At 65.4% G+C, this 16,498-nt stretch carries 14 protein-coding genes; 7 read left to right on the forward strand and 7 right to left on the reverse strand.

What is annotated here, in order from left to right; all coding sequences use genetic code 11:
- From def to N511_RS0100335, 6 genes are all read right to left on the reverse strand, one after another.
- Entirely contained in the window at window positions 1–534 is a 534-nt protein-coding gene (gene def / locus N511_RS0100310; protein ID WP_027677478.1) for a peptide deformylase, read from the reverse strand.
- Window positions 531–2,972, reverse strand: coding sequence for an NAD-dependent DNA ligase LigA (gene ligA / locus N511_RS0100315; protein WP_027677479.1), 2,442 nt, complete (start codon window positions 2,970–2,972; stop codon window positions 531–533). The genes def and ligA overlap by 4 nt, the downstream gene beginning before the upstream one ends.
- Window positions 2,973–2,982: 10 nt before the next feature.
- Complete coding sequence (locus N511_RS0100320; protein WP_027677480.1) at window positions 2,983–4,197, reverse strand: cell division protein ZipA C-terminal FtsZ-binding domain-containing protein; 1,215 nt, start codon at window positions 4,195–4,197, stop codon at window positions 2,983–2,985.
- Window positions 4,198–7,713: a chromosome segregation protein SMC gene (gene smc / locus N511_RS0100325; protein ID WP_027677481.1), complete on the reverse strand. Its 3,516-nt coding sequence runs from the start codon at window positions 7,711–7,713 to the stop codon at window positions 4,198–4,200.
- A gap of 251 nt (window positions 7,714–7,964) precedes the next feature.
- On the reverse strand, window positions 7,965–9,011 hold the full coding sequence (locus tag N511_RS0100330) for an alpha/beta fold hydrolase (RefSeq protein WP_027677482.1): 1,047 nt from the start codon (window positions 9,009–9,011) through the stop codon (window positions 7,965–7,967).
- A 37-nt stretch (window positions 9,012–9,048) separates the two neighbouring features.
- Window positions 9,049–9,969, reverse strand: a complete 921-nt coding sequence (locus N511_RS0100335) for a DMT family transporter (protein ID WP_027677483.1) — start codon at window positions 9,967–9,969, stop codon at window positions 9,049–9,051.
- Between the two features lie 141 nt (window positions 9,970–10,110).
- Between N511_RS0100335 and dapC the strand changes: the two genes are divergently transcribed.
- From dapC to prmB, 7 genes are read left to right on the forward strand one after another with little or no spacing between them, the layout of a single operon-like run.
- Window positions 10,111–11,310: a succinyldiaminopimelate transaminase gene (gene dapC, locus N511_RS0100340; protein WP_027677484.1), complete on the forward strand. Its 1,200-nt coding sequence runs from the start codon at window positions 10,111–10,113 to the stop codon at window positions 11,308–11,310.
- Window positions 11,311–11,355: 45 nt separating this feature from the next.
- On the forward strand, window positions 11,356–12,183 hold the full coding sequence (dapD, locus tag N511_RS0100345; protein ID WP_004626643.1) for a 2,3,4,5-tetrahydropyridine-2,6-dicarboxylate N-succinyltransferase: 828 nt from the start codon (window positions 11,356–11,358) through the stop codon (window positions 12,181–12,183).
- Between the two features lie 60 nt (window positions 12,184–12,243).
- On the forward strand, window positions 12,244–12,657 hold the full coding sequence (locus tag N511_RS0100350; protein ID WP_027677485.1) for a membrane protein: 414 nt from the start codon (window positions 12,244–12,246) through the stop codon (window positions 12,655–12,657).
- A 14-nt stretch (window positions 12,658–12,671) separates the two neighbouring features.
- Window positions 12,672–13,016 (forward strand): arsenate reductase, encoded by a 345-nt coding sequence (locus N511_RS0100355; RefSeq protein WP_027677486.1) that lies wholly within the window; start codon window positions 12,672–12,674, stop codon window positions 13,014–13,016.
- 37 nt (window positions 13,017–13,053) lie between these two features.
- Window positions 13,054–14,205 carry a succinyl-diaminopimelate desuccinylase gene (gene dapE / locus N511_RS0100360; RefSeq protein ID WP_027677487.1) on the forward strand — a complete coding sequence of 384 codons (1,152 nt, stop codon included), beginning with the start codon at window positions 13,054–13,056 and terminating at the stop codon, window positions 14,203–14,205.
- Between the two features lie 10 nt (window positions 14,206–14,215).
- Window positions 14,216–14,734 carry a class IV adenylate cyclase gene (locus N511_RS0100365; RefSeq protein WP_027677488.1) on the forward strand — a complete coding sequence of 173 codons (519 nt, stop codon included), beginning with the start codon at window positions 14,216–14,218 and terminating at the stop codon, window positions 14,732–14,734.
- Between the two features lie 17 nt (window positions 14,735–14,751).
- The gene (gene prmB / locus N511_RS0100370) at window positions 14,752–15,654 is read left to right on the forward strand and encodes a 50S ribosomal protein L3 N(5)-glutamine methyltransferase (protein WP_027677489.1); all 903 of its coding nucleotides are present in this window, start codon (window positions 14,752–14,754) and stop codon (window positions 15,652–15,654) included.
- A gap of 320 nt (window positions 15,655–15,974) precedes the next feature.
- Here prmB and N511_RS0100375 read toward each other — a convergent pair whose 3' ends face one another.
- The gene (locus N511_RS0100375; RefSeq protein ID WP_027677490.1) at window positions 15,975–16,340 is read right to left on the reverse strand and encodes a chitin-binding domain-containing protein; all 366 of its coding nucleotides are present in this window, start codon (window positions 16,338–16,340) and stop codon (window positions 15,975–15,977) included.
- Window positions 16,341–16,498: the final 158 nt, after the last annotated feature.

Raw genomic sequence — 16,498 nt, forward strand, 5'->3', positions numbered from 1 at the left:
TCAGTCGTCGTGATTGGCGGGCAATTCCGGGAACAGCACTTCGGTAAAGCCGAAGCGAGTGAAATCCTTGACGCGCATCGGGTACAGCACGCCCTGCAGGTGATCGCATTCGTGCTGCACGACGCGGGCGTGGAAGCCCTCGGCAATACGGTCGATGGCATGGCCATGCTGGTCAAAGCCGGTATAGCGCAGGCGCGTGTAGCGCGGCACCACACCGCGCAGGCCGGGTACCGAGAGGCAACCCTCCCAGCCCTCTTCCATCTCGTCCGACAGCGGCTCGAGAGTCGGGTTGATCAACACCGTCTTGGGCACCGCCGGCGCATCCGGATATCGCTCGTTGCGATCGAACCCGAAGATGACGACTTGCAGGTCCACGCCGATCTGCGGAGCCGCCAGGCCGGCACCGCGCGCCGCATCCATGGTGTCGAACATGTCTTCGATCAAGGCAGTCAGTTCGGGCGTGTGAAAACGCTCGACCCGCTTGGCCACACGCAGCAGCCGGCTGTCGCCCATCTTCAGGATGTTTCGGATCATGACTGGTCTCCCGCCGGATTTTTTAACAGCGCGAGCATACCCGCTTCGTCCAGAACCTTCACGTTCAATTCCTCGGCTTTGGCGAGCTTGCTGCCGGCGTCTTCTCCGGCGACAACGAAGTCGGTTTTCTTCGACACCGAACCCGACACCTTGGCGCCCGCCGCTTCCAGCATGGCCTTGGCTTCGTCGCGCGTGAGGTTGGGCAATGTGCCGGTCAACACGACGGTCTTGCCGGCCAGCACGCCTTCTTCGGCGGCTTCGGCGGGCATGGTGGCGAGCAGCTCGCCGCGCAACGCGTCGAGCTTCGTCAATTGCGCGCGATGGTCGTGCGAGGCGAGCCATTCGAGCAGCGACGCAGCCACATCCGCCGGCAGGCCAGCCAACTGCTCGGGTTCCACGCTCGCCAGGTGGGCAAGCGTTGGCGCTGCCACGGCCAGTTGCTTCGCACGCGTGGCCGTCAGCTTGGGCACGCCGAGCGTGGCGTACAGCTCCGCCGGCTCCAGCTTCTCGCGCAGCTTCGCGTTCGGCGCGTGCTCGCCTTGCGGCGCGACACCGGCTTCGAGCAATGCATCCAGTGCCTGCTGATTCTTCGGCTCGGCAAAGAAGTCGGCGATGGCCTCCGCCACCGTGGCGCCCACGTCGGGCAGCGCGAGCAGCAGCGGCGCGGGTGCGCGCCGGATGATGGCCAGGCTGCCGAGCCAGTCCGCGAGTGTCTTGGCGGTCGACTCGCCCACGTGGCGAATGCCCAGCGCAAAAAGGAAGCGCGCCAGCGGCGGCGTCTTGCTGGCCTGAATGCCCTCCAGCAGGTTCTCGGCCCACTTGGTGGCGATCTTGCCGGCGGAAACCGTCTCGGGCGTCACGCCATCACGCTCATCCGCGCGGCGCTTCATCTCCAGGAAGTCTTCGAGCTTGAGCTTGTAGAGGTCGGCGATGCCGTGCACGTAGTCCAGCTCGACCAGGTTGTCGATGTAGCGCTCGCCCAGACCTTCGATGTCCATCATGCGGCGGCCGGCAAAGTGGCGGATCGCCTCTTTGCGCTGCGCCGAGCAGAACAGACCGCCCGAGCAACGGGCCACCGCCTCGCCCTCTTCACGCACGACGTGCGAGCCGCACACCGGGCACGTCTTCGGCAGTTCGAACGGCGGGTACTTCGGCTGCTGCTGCGGACTGAACAAGTCGCTGCCCGGCACGTCGTCCATCGGGCGGCGGTCGAGCACCACGCTCACCACCTCGGGGATCACGTCACCGGCGCGCCGGACGATCACGGTGTCGCCGACGCGAACGTCCTTGCGGCGCACTTCGTCTTCGTTGTGCAGCGTGGCGTTAGTAACCGTCACCCCGCCAACAAACACCGGCACCAACCGCGCTACCGGCGTGATGGCGCCTGTGCGGCCGACCTGCACGCCGATCGACTCGACCGTGGTCAGTGCTTCCTGCGCCGGATATTTGTGCGCGACCGCCCAGCGCGGCTCACGCGTGCGAAAGCCGAGTTCGCGTTGCAGCGCGAGCGAGTTGACCTTGTAGACCACGCCATCGATGTCGAACGGCAAGCTGTCGCGCTTGGTGCCAATGGCGTCATGAAACTCGACCAGGCCATCTCCGCCCTTCACCGCGGCGCGTTCCGCGCTGACCGGAAAACCGAACGCCTGCAGCGCGTCGAGCATGCCGGAATGCGTCTCGGGCATGCCCTTCCAGCCGACCACCTCGCCCAGCCCATAGGCGAAGAACGACAGCGGGCGCTCGGCAGCCATCTTCGGATCGAGCTGGCGCACCGCGCCGGCCGCGGTGTTGCGCGGATTGACGAAGGTCTTGTCGCCACGCTCGCGCTGGCGTGCGTTGAGCTTTTCGAAGTCGTCGCGGCGCATGTAGACCTCGCCGCGCACTTCCAGCACGTCGGGCACATGACCATCAACGGGCGACAGCCCCAGCGGAATCTGGCGGATCGTGCGGATGTTCTGCGTGACGTCTTCGCCCGTGGTGCCGTCGCCGCGCGTGGCCGCCTGCACGAGATAACCGCGCTCGTAGCGCAGGCTGATCGCCAGGCCGTCGAACTTCAGCTCGGCGGCATATTCGACGGGCGGGTCGGTATCGTCGAGGCCCAGCTCGCGGCGTACGCTCGCATCAAAGGCGCGCGCGCCGTTGGCGGTGGTGTCGGTCTCGGTGCGGATCGACAGCATGGGAATGACATGCCTGACCGCCGCAAACTCGGGCAAGACCGCCCCGCCGACCCGCAGCGTGGGCGAGTCGGGCGTCTTCAGCTCGGGATGTTCGGATTCCAGCGCTTCCAGCTCGCGATAGAGCCGGTCGTATTCAGCGTCGGGCACGCTGGGCCGGTCGAGCACGTAGTACTCGTGGGCGTAGCGGTTCAGCTCGGCGCGCAGCCAAGCTGCCCGCGCCTCGGGCGTGGCACCGGACGCGGGTTCTGCAATCTTGCGCATCGTGCGTCCGTCAGTGGCTGAACAAGCGCACCGCGGTGCTGGAACCGGCCGGGATGCCGCGCGATTCGAGCTTGTCGTACAGCACCCGCAGATGCTTCTGGATGGCGACGAACGATTGCTCCGTCAGCGGACGCAGGTTGTCATCCACGACCTGCGCACCCATGCGCTGCGACAGCGTGTAGGCGTATTCGCACACCAGCTTGAACGGCTTGCTCGCCTCTTCCGCCACGGGCACATCGAGCAACAACGTGATCTGGCGACCCGCCTTGACGGTCAGGTCATCGCGCAGGAAATTGGTGTCGCCAAACTGCAGCGTGAACAACGCACGCTGCACGCCATCGGCACCGGCGTGGAAGCGCGTGAAACGCGTGCCGTCGCGCGAGAGCACCAGACCGTCTTGCGTTGCCACCGTCTGCACATACGCTGCCGACCACGGCGCCCCGTCGGAGATCACGCTCACGCCCAGTTGTACGTCGCACTCGGCGGCAAAAGCGTCGAGTTCGCGCGCGTTGGAAATCGTCTCGTTCATGTCCGGCAGTTCCGGCACGGCATCGGCCGCTTCCGACAGCGGATCGATGGCGTTGATGAATTCCGAGAACTCCAGCGCATTCAGCGGGCCCGTGCGGTTGGCCAGTTGCACGGCCACTTGCACGTCAAGGTAACGCTGGCCAGCGCGGATGGCTTCCCACGCATTGGCGGCGGGGTTCAACCCTTCCACGTGAATCTGCTTGGTGCCTGCGCGGCGCAGCTTGGTCAGCGCCGGCAGCAGGCGGTCGCCTGACACTTCGCGTTCCGGATGCAGCGGCACGATGCAATCGATCAGCGGATCGATCACGCCATTGGCGGGCTCCAGCGAACCCGGCGCAGGCTCAGCAACCTCTTCCGTTTCGGCCGTTTCGAGCGCGGCGTCGTCGCCCGAAGGCGAGAGTTCAGCGCCGATCACGCCGGCTTCGGTTTCGGCGCTGCCCGTGGCGGGCGCGTGCGTCTTCGCCGAGAACCCCGGCTCAAGACGCGGTTCGACGCGGTCGATTTCATCACGCTCGCCACCGAGGGCAGGTTCGGCGCGCTCGGTCCAACCTTCGCCGCGGGGCGTCTCGTCGACGGCCGGGTTGTACACCTCCGGGCGGCGCGCCTTGCGGATTTGCCATTGGTTGTAGACAACGATCACCAGCACAAAGACCACGCCTGCGCCCAACAGGGCCATCACCAGGTTGTTGTCCTGCATTTACGCTGCCTCCGCCATGGTCAGCGCGGCATCCATGTCCACCGCCACAATCCGGGACACACCTTGTTCCTGCATGGTCACACCGATGAGCTGTTGCGCCATTTCCATCGCAATCTTGTTGTGAGAAATAAAAACGAATTGGGTCTTGTCGGACATGCGCTTGACCATGTTGGCGTAGCGCTCGGTGTTGGCGTCGTCCAGCGGCGCGTCCACCTCATCCAGCAAGCAGAACGGGGCCGGATTCAGCTGGAACATCGCAAACACCAGCGCAATGGCGGTCAGCGCTTTCTCGCCGCCCGACAGCAGGTGAATGGTCGAGTTCTTCTTGCCCGGCGGCTGCGCCATCACCTGCACGCCCGCATCGAGAATCTCTTCGCCGGTCATCATCAGCTTGGCCTGGCCGCCGCCGAACAGCGTCGGGAACAGCTCGCCAAAGTGATAGTTGACCTGGTCGAACGTGCCTTGCAGCAGCGCGCGTGTTTCCTGGTCGATCTTGCGGATGGCGTCTTCCAGCGTGGTGATGGCGTCGGTCAAATCGGCCGATTGCGCATCGAGGAAGCCCTTGCGCTCGCGCGCCGCCGCCAGTTCGTCCAGGGCGGCCATGTTGACCGGGCCGAGCGCGTTGATGGCGTTGTTGATGCGCGTGACTTCGCCTTGCAGGTACGACGGTTTCAGATCGCCCGTCAGACGTTCGGCCAACGCCGCTTCGTCAACATTGGCAGCGGTGAGTTGCTCGGTGAACTGCTCCTGGTTCAGGCGCGCGGCCTGTTCCTTCAATTGCAGCTCGGTAATGCGATCGCGCAGCGGTTGCTGGGCGCGCTCGGCGGTCAGGCGTTGCTCGTCGTGCGTGCGCAGTTGCGCGGTCAGCGCATCCAGTTCCATGCGCGCCAGCCCGAGCTTTTCCTCCTTCTCGGCACGGCGCTCCAGCGCTTCCTGCAGTCCGGTATGCGCGGTCTGCTCGTTGATGGTTTCCAGCTCGGCGCGCGCGTTTTCCAGCGTCAGCACGATCTGCTGCGCCTGGTCGCTCGCTACCTGGATGTTGCGCTTCAGTTCGGCAATGCGGTTCTGCAGATTGCGTTCGGCAAAGTGCGCCTCTTGTGCGCCGCGCTCCTGATCGCGCAAGGCGTTGCGTGCGTCGCTCAGGCGAACTTCCAGCGCTTCGAACGCCTGCTGGCTGTCTTCGAAACGGGCCTGCATGTCGGCGAGCGCCGCGTCGTGCTGTTCGAACGTCGCTTCGGATTCGGCACGGATGGCGCGCTGCTCTTCGATCTGCGCGCGAATCTCTTCCAGCTCGCTGTCAATCTGGCCGCTGCGCGCGTTGTAGCGCTCCATCGCCTGCGACAGTTTGAGCACATCCATCTGCAACACGTGGACGCGGCGCGTGGCCTGTTCGGCGCGAGCCCGCACCTGCGTGAGGTTCTGGCTGGCTTGGCTGTACGCCGCTTCAGCGCGCACGGCGGCGCTCTTGGCTTCGTCCGCCAACAGCATCTGCGCACGCACTTGCTTGTTCAGGTTTTCGATTTCCTGCGCACGAGCCAGCATGCCGGCCTGCTCGGAATCAGGCGCGTACAACTGCACCGACGACCGGCCAATCAGGTGCCCAGCCTGGACGACAAACGTGCCGCCTTCCGGCAGCGTCTGCCGCGCGGCGAGCGCAGCCTGCATGTCGTCGGCGATATAGACGTCGGCCAGCCAGTCTTGCAGCACGGCGCGCATGCCGGGCTCCGTCACTTGCACCAGCGACATCAACGGACGCAACCCGGCGGGCGCTTCCACCGGACGCGCTGCGGGCGGCGGCGCATAAAAAGCCAGCTTGGCGGGCGGCGCGTCGGCAGCAAACGCTTTGATCCAATCGAGGTTGGAGACTTCCAGCGCGCCAAGCTTTTCGCGCAGCACCGCTTCGAGTGCGGGCTCCCAGCCCTGCTCGATCTGCAGCTTCTTCCAGAAGCGCGGCAGTTCGCTCAGTTCGTGCTTGGCCAGCCACGGCTGGACCTTGCCGTCGGTCTGCACGTTTTCCTGCAGCTGTTTGAGCGCGGCAAGGCGGGCTTCCAGGCTGGCAATCGCGGCGGCCTCCGATTGCACGCGGTCCTGCGCGGCGCGGCGTGCCTCGTCGAGCTGCGGCACCTGCGTCTCGGCGTCTTCCAGCGCGGCTTGCGCTTCGGCTAACACCTCTTCCTGCTCGGCCAGTTCGGCACGCAGGGTTTCGAGCTGCACGTCGTCCGGCTTGTCGAGGCCAGAGGACTCCTGCGTCAGACGTTCGCGGCGCTGCTCAAGCTGCAGCAGCGCCTGATCGGCATTGCGCTGGTGCGCGGCTTCGAGCTTGAGCGCCTGTTCCGATTGCAGGATCGCGGCGCGCTGATCGTTCAGCGCGGTCTGCGCATCGCGCCACTGCGCTTCCATGGCGGGGAGTTCGTCGGCCTTGCGCGCGACGTCCTCGGCGGCCTGCGCGGCACGCTCCTCGGCCATGGCCAACTCTTCCTCGGCGGCGGCGAGGTCTTCCTGCGCCTGCTCGCCCTGCGTATGCCACTGTTCCTGCTGTGCGGTCAGCGTGGCGATCTGCTGCTGGATCCGGTTGCGCGATTCCACCACGTAGCGGATCTCGGCTTCCAGGCGGCTGACTTCCGAGTTGGCTTCGTAGAGCGCGCCCTGCGCGGCGTGCATCGCATCGGACGACGCGTAATGCGCCACGCGCATCGTTTCGAGTTCGGCCTCGATATGGCGCAACTGCGCGGTCTGCGCTTCCAGGTCGATCTGTGCCTGTTCGATGGCGCGCTGATGGCGTTCCTGCTCAGCCTGCGCTTCCCGCTTGCGGAGCAGCCACAGCAGGTGCTGTTTCTCTTCGCCGTCGGCCTGCAGCGCCTGGAAGCGCTGCGCGACTTCCGCCTGGCCCTCGAGCTTTTCGAGGTTGGAGCCGAGTTCGCGGAGGATGTCTTCCACGCGTGTGAGGTTTTCACGCGTGTCGGAGAGGCGGTTTTCGGTTTCGCGGCGGCGTTCCTTGTATTTGGACACGCCCGCGGCTTCTTCCAGGAAGATGCGCATGTCATCGGGCTTGGCCTCGATGATGCGCGAGATCATCCCCTGCCCGATGATGGCGTAGGCGCGCGGTCCGAGGCCCGTGCCCAGGAAGATGTCCTGGATGTCGCGGCGGCGCACCGCCTGGTTGTTGATGAAGTACGACGAGGTGCCATCGCGGCTCAGGACGCGCTTGACCGCCACTTCGGCGTATTGGCTCCACTGGCCGGCGGCGCGGCCTTCCGCGTTGTCGAAGACGAGTTCGACGCTGGCGCGGCCAGCCGGCTTGCGCTGGGTCGAGCCGTTGAAGATGACGTCCTGCATCGATTCGCCGCGGAGTTCCGCAGCGCGTGATTCGCCGAGCACCCAGCGCACGGCGTCGATGATGTTGGATTTACCGCAACCGTTCGGGCCGACGATGCCGACAAGCTGGCCCGGAACATGGAAATTGGTCGGATCGACGAAAGACTTGAAGCCTGCGAGCTTGATCGAAGAGAGGCGCACGTTGTGTTCGTCTCGAAGGGATCAGAAAAGGGGGATAAAGCGGGCGCCCCAGGAGCGCGCCTTTACCGTCACACCCACGCCGTTCGGCGCGGACTGACAAGGCACGCCCCAGGGGCGCGGATGGCGCCATCATACCATTCGCACCCCGGCCTCCCGCCAATCAAATCGCTACAAAAATGGACGAAATTTGCAGCGCGGGAGGCCAAATTGCTGCGGATTTGTAAGCAGTTTCACCTTCATGACAAACGGCGTCAGTCTGGCCGGCGGGTGCGCGAAGGCTCCGGCGTGGCGAGCCAGTCAAGCAGCGCATTGTGCAGCGCATCAGGATCCTGGATTTGTGGCGCATGGCCCGCATCCGGAAATTCCACCAGCGTCGCGCGCGGAATGGCCTTGGCAGCTGCACGGCCGAGTTCGGGGTAATGCCCCAGCTGTGCCCGTGCTTCGGGCGGCGCCGCGTCCTTGCCGATGGCGGTGGTGTCTTTCTGGCCGATGAGCAGCAACGTCGGCGGGCGCAACTGACCGAACTCATAGACGACGGGCTGCGTGTAGATCATGTCGTACAGCAGTGCGGAATTCCACGCCACCAGATCGCGCCCCGGGCCGCGGTACATGCCGGCCAGCATCTGCACCCACGGTTCGTATTGCGTGCGCCATTGCCCGGCGTAGTACGTGGACTGCTCGTAGGCGCGGATGCGGTCGGCGGTGGTTTGCTTCTCACGCGCGAACCACTGGTCGACGGTCAGGGACGGCACACCCTTGGCCTTCCAGTCTTCCAGGCCGATCGGGTTGATCATCACCAGCCGCGACACCGCGTTCGGATACATCAGCGCGTAGCGCGTCGCCAGCATGCCGCCCGTCGAATGGCCGATCATGATCGCCTGCTCGATCCCGAGCGACGCCAGCAGCGCATGCGTATTGCTCGCCAGTTGCTGGAAGGTGTACTGATATGCGCGCGGCTTGCTCGACTTGCAGAAGCCGATCTGGTCCGGGGCGATCACGCGGTAGCCGGCACCCGTCAGCGCGGCGACGGTGCCTTCCCAGGTGGCCGCGCAGAAGTTCTTGCCGTGCAGGAGCACCGCTACCTGGCCATTGGGCTGCTTGGGCGCGACGTCCAGATACGCCATCTCCAGCGCGGTGCCCTGAGACTCGAACTTGAAGAGCTTGACGGGCGCCGGGTAATCGAAGCCTTCCAGGCGCGGGCCATACGCGGGGCCGGTCTCCGCCGGAGCGGCGTGCGCGCCCGCAGCGGCCGTCGACAGTGCAAACGTCAGCGCGATGGAAATCGAACGAAGCAACATCGGCAACTCCTTGGTTGGTTGGCGAAACGCCGGCAGCCTACTTGCGCCGCGACAGCCCGGACAGCGCCCCGGCCAGGATGATGCACGCGCCGCCCACCATCTCCTGGGGGGACAGACGCTCCGCCGTCAGCAGCGCCGACGACACGGCCGCGACCACGATTTCGAACAGCATCAGCAGCGCCGCACGATTGGCCGGCAAGCGTTGCAGGCCGCGCTGCACCATCGCATTGCCGCCGACCAGCACGCACGCCATGCCCGCCAGCAGCAGCCACGTATTGCCCTGTGAAAAAGCCGCCGGCACCGTGCGCACGCCATCGAGCATCAGCGCAGCCGGAAAGCCCACCAGCGCGCAGCCGGTAAAGACGACCACGGTCCGCATCTCCGGGCGCATGGTCGGATGACGCTGCCCCGCCAGGCGGGACAGCACGTTGTTGCACGCAAAAGCGAGCCCCGCGATCAGCCCCGCCCATTCCGCTGCGGAACCCGGCCATGGCGTGCCGGCTTGGCCCGACCACAGCATCATCACCGCGCCCGACAGCGCCAGCGCGAGCAGCACACCGCCACGCCAGCCCAGCCGCTCGTGCAGCCACAAGCGCGCCAGCAGCGCCGTCCAGACGGGCGTCAGATAGAACAGGAGCAGCACCCGCATGACCGTGCCGTGCACCGTGCCCCAGACAAAGCCCGCGTTGGTGATGCCCGCCGCAATCCCGAGCGCCGGGATCAGCCACGACCATTGGAATGTCGAAAAGTGACGACGCAGCACCACGGCAGCCAGCACAGCCGCAGCCGCGCCCGTCATCGACGATGCCAGCATGCTGCCGAGCCCCCAGCCGGCCAGCAGGCGGTACGGATACCAGGAAATGCCCCAGACCGAGGCGCCCAGTAGGATGAAGAGTGCCGCCGCCCATTGCGGCTCGTGGTGAGCGGAAGCGTCCGCCGAGGAGGCTATCGATGTCATCTGAGCAATAAAAAAACGGCGGAAATCCGCCGCATGCAGCATTGTCTTGGGGCGGCCAGCACACGTTGGCCGTATAATTTCGGGCTTCCCGGCAAGCGCCGAGCTTGCCCGCTGACCAGCCCAACACCGCCGCCCAACACCGTGAATCCGCGCCTGTCCGCCCTCCAGCCGTATCCGTTCGAGAAACTGAAAGCGCTTGTGAAGGACGTCACGCCCAGCGCCGCCCATACGCCGATCAGCTTCGGCATTGGCGAGCCCAAGCACCCGACGCCGGCCCTGGTGAAAGACGCGCTGACGGCGGCGCTTGGCGGGCTGGCGAATTATCCCACGACGCTCGGTTCCGATGCACTGCGACAGTGCATCGCCGCATGGCTGGAGCGCCGCTACGGCTTGCCGAGGGTCGATCCGGCCACCGAAGTGATCCCCGTCAACGGCTCGCGCGAGGCGCTGTTCTCGTTCGCGCAGACCGTGATCGACGGCAGCAAGCCCGGCGCCCGCGTGCTGTGCCCGAACCCGTTCTACCAGATCTACGAAGGCTCGGCGCTGCTGGCCGGCGCCACGCCGCTGTTCGCCAACAGCGACCCGGCGCGCAACTATGCGCCCGATTTCGCTGCGATCACGCCCGAAGAGTGGCGCAACGTGCAGCTCGTCTTCGTATGCAGCCCCGGCAACCCGACCGGCGCCGTGCTCACGCTCGAAGACTGGAAGCAGCTCTTCGCGCTGTCGGACGAATACGGCTTCATCATCGCGTCGGACGAGTGCTACTCCGAAATCTACTTCGACGAGGCCCATCCGCCGCTGGGCGCGCTGCAGGCGGCACACCAGCTGGGTCGCGGCTTTGATCGCCTGGTGATGTTCTCGAGCCTGTCCAAGCGCTCCAACGTGCCGGGCATGCGCTCCGGTTTCGTGGCCGGCGACGCCAAGCTGCTCAAGGCATACCTGCTGTATCGCACGTATCACGGCAGCGCGATGAGCCCGTCGGTGCAATCCGCTAGCATCGCTGCGTGGAACGACGAGACCCATGTGCGCGACAACCGCGCGCAGTACGTCAAGAAGTTCCAGCAGGTCACGCCGATGCTGGCCGAGGTGCTGGACGTGGCCCTGCCCGATGCAGCCTTCTATCTGTGGGCCAACGTCAAGCGCACGGGCCTGTCGGACACCGAATTCGCACGCCAGCTGCTGGCCGCCAAGAACGTCGCCGTCCTGCCGGGCAGCTACCTCGCCCGCGAGGCGCACGGCACGAATCCGGGCCAGGACTACGTGCGCATCGCGCTGGTGGCCGGCGTGGACGAATGCCTGGAAGGCGCGCGCCGCATCGTCGAGTTCTGCCAGCAACGCTGAACCTGATTTTTCTCTTCTGTTTCCTCTCCGAGAGCCAACAAGACCATGACGCAACAACTGCAATCCCTGATCGACCAAGCGTGGGAAGACCGCGCCAACCTGTCGCCCAAGTCCGCTCCGGCCGATGTGCGCGAAGCCGTCGCCAACGTGATCGGCCAGCTCGATCGCGGCGCGCTGCGTGTGGCCGAGAAGAAGGACGGCGAGTGGATCGTCAATCAGTGGATCAAGAAGGCCGTGCTGCTGTCGTTCCGCCTGGAAGACAACGCGCCGATGGCTGCCGGTGGCTTCACGCAGTTCTACGACAAGGTGCCGAGCAAGTTCGCCAACTACACGGCAGAAGACTTCGCAGCGGGCGGCTTCCGCGTGGTGCCGCCGGCCGTGGCGCGCCGTGGCTCGTTCATCGCCAAGAACGCCGTGCTGATGCCGTCGTACGTGAACATCGGCGCTTACGTTGACGAAGGCACGATGGTCGACACGTGGGCCACCGTCGGTTCGTGCGCACAGATCGGCAAGAACGTGCACCTGTCGGGCGGCGTGGGCATCGGCGGCGTGCTGGAGCCGCTGCAGGCCAACCCGGTCATCATCGAAGACAACTGCTTCATCGGCGCACGCTCGGAAGTCGTGGAAGGCGTGATCGTTGAAGAGAACTCGGTGATTTCGATGGGCGTGTACCTGGGCCAGTCGACCAAGATCTACGACCGCGAAACCGGGGAAGTCAGCTACGGCCGCATCCCGGCGGGCTCGGTGGTGGTGGCGGGCAACCTGCCGTCGAAGGACGGCTCGCACAGCCTGTACTGCGCCGTGATCGTCAAGAAGGTCGACGCCAAGACGCGCGCCAAGGTTGGCCTGAACGAGCTGCTGCGCGGCGATTAAGCACCGGCGCAAGGCATGCCTGCTAGTCTTGCGGGCATGCCAACCACTTCAAGCGCAGCCATGTCCGAACGCAATGCCACCGGCTCCCGCTTCGGCAAGCTGCGCCAACGCATCATGGGTCTTGATCCAAACACCATCGGGACTGTCCTGTCGCTGCTGCCCACCATCCTGGAGCAGGCGAACAAGACCATCGACAAGTTCAAGAACCGCAAGAAAACCGGCACCGAAACTGCCCGCGCAGAAGGCGCCGCGCCCGATCCGAATACACGCATCGCCGAGCTGGAAGCGGCGATCCTGCAGCAGGCTGAATCCGTCAAGCTGCTGGCTGAGCAGCACGCCATCACCATCGACGCGCTGCGCGACGAAGCCGCGCGGCTGGAGCGCCGCCTGAAGCGCATGACATGGCTGGCGTCCATCGGTTTTGCCTTGGCCGTTGCCGCCCTCTCGTTTGCCCTGCAAGCTTCTCGACACTGATTGCGAATCCCACCATGACGACCCTGCACGGCATCCCCAATTGCGACACCGTGAAGAAAGCCCGCACGTGGCTCGAATCGAACGGCGTTGCCTACACGTTTCACGATTTCAAGAAGCAAGGCGTGAGCGCCGACATGCTGGCCGGCTGGCTCAAGCATGTGCCGCTCACCACGCTGCTCAACCGCAAGGGCACCACGTGGCGCGCCCTGTCTGACGCCGACAAGGCCCGCGCCGAAGACGAAGCCGGCGCCATCGCGCTGATGCAGGCCAACCCGTCGCTCATCAAGCGTCCGGTGCTCGTGCACGGCAAAAGCGTCAACGTCGGCTTTTCTGCCGACCAGTACGCCGCCCTGTTCTAACCACAACAACATCACCGTGACTGTCGTCATGTCGAACATGCAGCCCACGCTTGCCCTCACTGAAGACCTGATCCGCCGCCGCTCCGTCACGCCCGAAGACAAGGGCTGCCAGGACGTGCTGATCGAACGCCTGACCGCCGCCGGCTTCGAATGCGAAACCGTGATCAGCGGCCCGGACCACTTTCGGGTGACCAACCTGTGGGCTGTCAAGCGCGGCCGCGCCGGCACCGACGGCAAGCTGCTCGTTTTCGCAGGCCACACCGATGTGGTGCCGACCGGCCCCGTCGAGCAATGGAGTTCCGATCCGTTCGAGCCCACGCACCGTGACGGCAAGCTCTACGCCCGCGGCGCAGCCGACATGAAGACATCGATTGCCGGCTTCGTGGTGGCCTCGGAAGAATTCGTTGCCAAGCATCCGGACCACGCCGGCTCGATCGGCTTCCTGATCACCAGCGACGAAGAAGGCCCGGCGCACGACGGCACCGTCAAGGTGTGCGACCTGCTGCGCGCACGCGGCGAGCGCCTCGACTACTGCGTGGTCGGCGAGCCGACTTCCGTCTCCACACTCGGCGACATGGTCAAGAACGGACGACGCGGTTCGCTCTCGGGCAAGCTCACGGTGAATGGCGTGCAGGGCCACATCGCCTACCCGCATCTGGCCAGGAACCCGATCCACCTGGCTGCCCCGGCGCTGGCCGAGCTGGCCGCCGCCAAGTGGGACGACGGCAATGCCTACTTTCCGCCGACGACCTGGCAGATGTCGAACATCCACGGCGGCACGGGCGCGACGAACATCATTCCCGGCCACGTCACGATCGACTTCAACTTCCGCTTCTCGACCGCCAGCACGCCGGACGGCCTGAAAGCGCGCGTGCACAGCATTCTCGATGCGCACGGCCTCGACTACACGCTCGACTGGACGCTGGGCGGCGAGCCCTTCCTGACCGAGCGCGGTGAGCTGTCCGAAGCCCTCGCCTCCGCCATCCAGGCCGAGTGCGGCGTGACAACCGAACTGTCGACCACGGGCGGCACGTCGGACGGCCGCTTCATCGCCAAGATCTGCCCGCAGGTGATCGAGTTCGGGCCGCCGAACGCGAGCATCCACAAGATCGACGAACACGTGGAGGTGGCATTTATCGAGCCCCTGAAAAACGTGTATCGCCGCGTCTTGGAAACCTTGATCGCCTGAGATTGCCCTGATGGCGCGCAACGTCGAGATCAAGGCATGTGTGCGCGATGTGGCTGCGCTCATCGAGCGCGCGGCCGCCATCGCGGATTCCGGCCCCGAACGCATCGAGCAGGACGACACATTCTTCGCCTGCGCAAATGGGCGCCTGAAACTGCGGCAGTTCTCGCCTGAACGCGGCGAGCTGATCCACTACTTCCGCGCCAACAGCGCCGGCCCGCGCGTGTCGGACTACCACATCGTTCCGACCACCGCGCCCGACGCCCTGCGCGACACACTTGCCGCCGCCATCGGCACAGCGGGCCGGGTCATCAAGGTGCGCCAGCTTTATCTCGCCGGCCAGACGCGCATTCATGTCGATGCAGTGAAAGACCTCGGCGATTTCGTCGAACTCGAAGTCGTGCTGCGCGATACGCAGTCCGAAGACGACGGCGTAAAGATTGCCCACCAACTGATGCACGCGCTCGGCATTGCCGAATCCGACCTGCTCGACGTGGCCTACGTCGACCTGCTCGCTGCCACCCAACGCTGAGCCAACTCACGTCACCCATGACCACGCCTACCCTCCCCGCTTCCCACCCGTTCACCACCGTGCGCGACCTGCTGCGCTACGCCGTGTCGCGCTTCACCGCGGCGGGCCTCGTCTTCGGCCACGGCAGCGAGAACGCCTACGACGAAGCCGCCTACCTGATCCTGCACACGCTGCACCTGCCGATCGACACGCTGGAGCCCTTCATGGACGCGCGCCTGCTGCCCGAAGAAGTGGCGGCCGTGCTGAAGGTGATCGAGCGCCGCGCCGTCGACCGCGTGCCCGCTGCGTACATCACGCACGAGGCGTTCATGCACGGCATGCGCTTCTACGTGGACGAGCGCGTGATCGTGCCGCGCAGCTTCATCGGCGAATTGCTCGAAGACGGGCTGGAACCGTGGATCGACCAGGAAGACGGCCCGACCGACGTGCTAGAGCTGTGCACCGGCTCGGGCTGCCTGTCGATCCTGGCGGCGCTGCAATGGCCCAATGCGACGATCGATGCGGTGGACCTGTCACCGGATGCACTGGTGGTGGCCAATCGCAATGTCGACGAATACCGCCTGCAAGACCGCATCCGCCTGCACGAGGGCGACCTGTATGCGCCGCTGCCGCCGGGCGTGCATTACGACGTGATCCTGACGAACCCGCCGTACGTAAACGAAGCGTCGATGCAGGCGCTGCCGCCCGAGTACCGCGCTGAACCGCACATGGCGCTGGCCGGCGGCAACGACGGCATGGACATCGTGCGCCGCATCCTCGCCGACGCACCGCGCCACCTCAAGCCGCACGGCGTGCTGGTGGTGGAAATCGGCAACGAGCGTGAAAACGTTGAGGCGGCGTTCCCCGATCTCGACCTGGTCTGGCTGCCGACCAGCGCAGGCGAAGACCAGGTATTCCTGGTGACGCGCGAGGCGCTTTAAGCGAATGGGGTTCCGAACCGCACGCGTGGGGTTCGGAACTCGGCAGGTTGGCGTTCGGAACGCCGTGGTCCGGGTTGTGAACGCCGCGTTTCCGGTTCCAAACGCCGCAATTGAAGTTCCGAACGCCATGTGTGGGGTTCGGAACGCCGAGCCTCCGGGTTCCGAACCCCACATCTCTGGTTCTGGACGCGATGATTGCCGTTCAGAACCCCATGCGCGGGGCTTTGAACCGGCCATTTGACGTTCGGAACCCGACGCGCCGAGTGCAACACTCCGGCGAGGCCGCAACGGCCTTCACAGCCGAAACACCCAAAACAGCGTCAGGACTTCACCTCATCACAGGCGTCTTTCACGACGCAGATGGAAAAGCGCTTATCGAACACCTGGCCGCTCGGGCAGTGGTCGAAGACGGCTTGCGACTGGGCGTCGCAGGTGGCGTAGGCGGTGGTGCAGTTGGTGCGCACGGGTTGCTTGGGGCCGCGGTTGGTACCGTCGTCGATCATGAAGCGGCCCGAGGGCGCGGGGCATTTGAATTCTGCGGCGGCCTTGGCGAGCGCGGCGGCGGCCTTCTCGGCTTTTGATGTTTGGGGCGCGGGCGGATTGGGGGATGGGCGGCGGTCGCAGGCGGTTACCGTTACGACTGCTAGCGCACACAGCAACGTGGTGAGTGTGAGTGCGCGGGTCATGGGGGGCTCCTTCGGGGGTTGGATGTCCTGAAGTTTACGCTGTGATGTGCGTTTTTGGTCCATCCCTGTTTCGTCCCCTGCCGGGGCCGACCTACTTTCTTTGTCTTGCCAAAGAAAGGTAGGCAAAGAAAGGCGCGCCCGAGATGGCGACTTCCCCT

It is taken from the genome of Ralstonia sp. UNC404CL21Col (assembly GCF_000620465.1).
GTDB lineage: Bacteria > Pseudomonadota > Gammaproteobacteria > Burkholderiales > Burkholderiaceae > Ralstonia > Ralstonia flatus.

Excerpts from the sequence above, each read along its gene's own strand:
- def (WP_027677478.1), bottom strand. The coding sequence starts at position 534 with ATGATCCGAAACATCCTGAAGATGGGCGACAGCCGGCTGCTGCGTGTG.
- ligA (WP_027677479.1), bottom strand. The coding sequence starts at position 2,972 with ATGCGCAAGATTGCAGAACCCGCGTCCGGTGCCACGCCCGAGGCGCGG.
- N511_RS0100320 (WP_027677480.1), bottom strand. The coding sequence starts at position 4,197 with ATGCAGGACAACAACCTGGTGATGGCCCTGTTGGGCGCAGGCGTGGTC.
- N511_RS0100330 (WP_027677482.1), bottom strand. The coding sequence starts at position 9,011 with ATGTTGCTTCGTTCGATTTCCATCGCGCTGACGTTTGCACTGTCGACG.
- N511_RS0100335 (WP_027677483.1), bottom strand. The coding sequence starts at position 9,969 with ATGACATCGATAGCCTCCTCGGCGGACGCTTCCGCTCACCACGAGCCG.
- dapD (WP_004626643.1), top strand. The coding sequence starts at position 11,356 with ATGACGCAACAACTGCAATCCCTGATCGACCAAGCGTGGGAAGACCGC.
- N511_RS0100350 (WP_027677485.1), top strand. The coding sequence starts at position 12,244 with ATGTCCGAACGCAATGCCACCGGCTCCCGCTTCGGCAAGCTGCGCCAA.
- N511_RS0100355 (WP_027677486.1), top strand. The coding sequence starts at position 12,672 with ATGACGACCCTGCACGGCATCCCCAATTGCGACACCGTGAAGAAAGCC.
- dapE (WP_027677487.1), top strand. The coding sequence starts at position 13,054 with ATGCAGCCCACGCTTGCCCTCACTGAAGACCTGATCCGCCGCCGCTCC.
- N511_RS0100365 (WP_027677488.1), top strand. The coding sequence starts at position 14,216 with ATGGCGCGCAACGTCGAGATCAAGGCATGTGTGCGCGATGTGGCTGCG.
- prmB (WP_027677489.1), top strand. The coding sequence starts at position 14,752 with ATGACCACGCCTACCCTCCCCGCTTCCCACCCGTTCACCACCGTGCGC.
- N511_RS0100375 (WP_027677490.1), bottom strand. The coding sequence starts at position 16,340 with ATGACCCGCGCACTCACACTCACCACGTTGCTGTGTGCGCTAGCAGTC.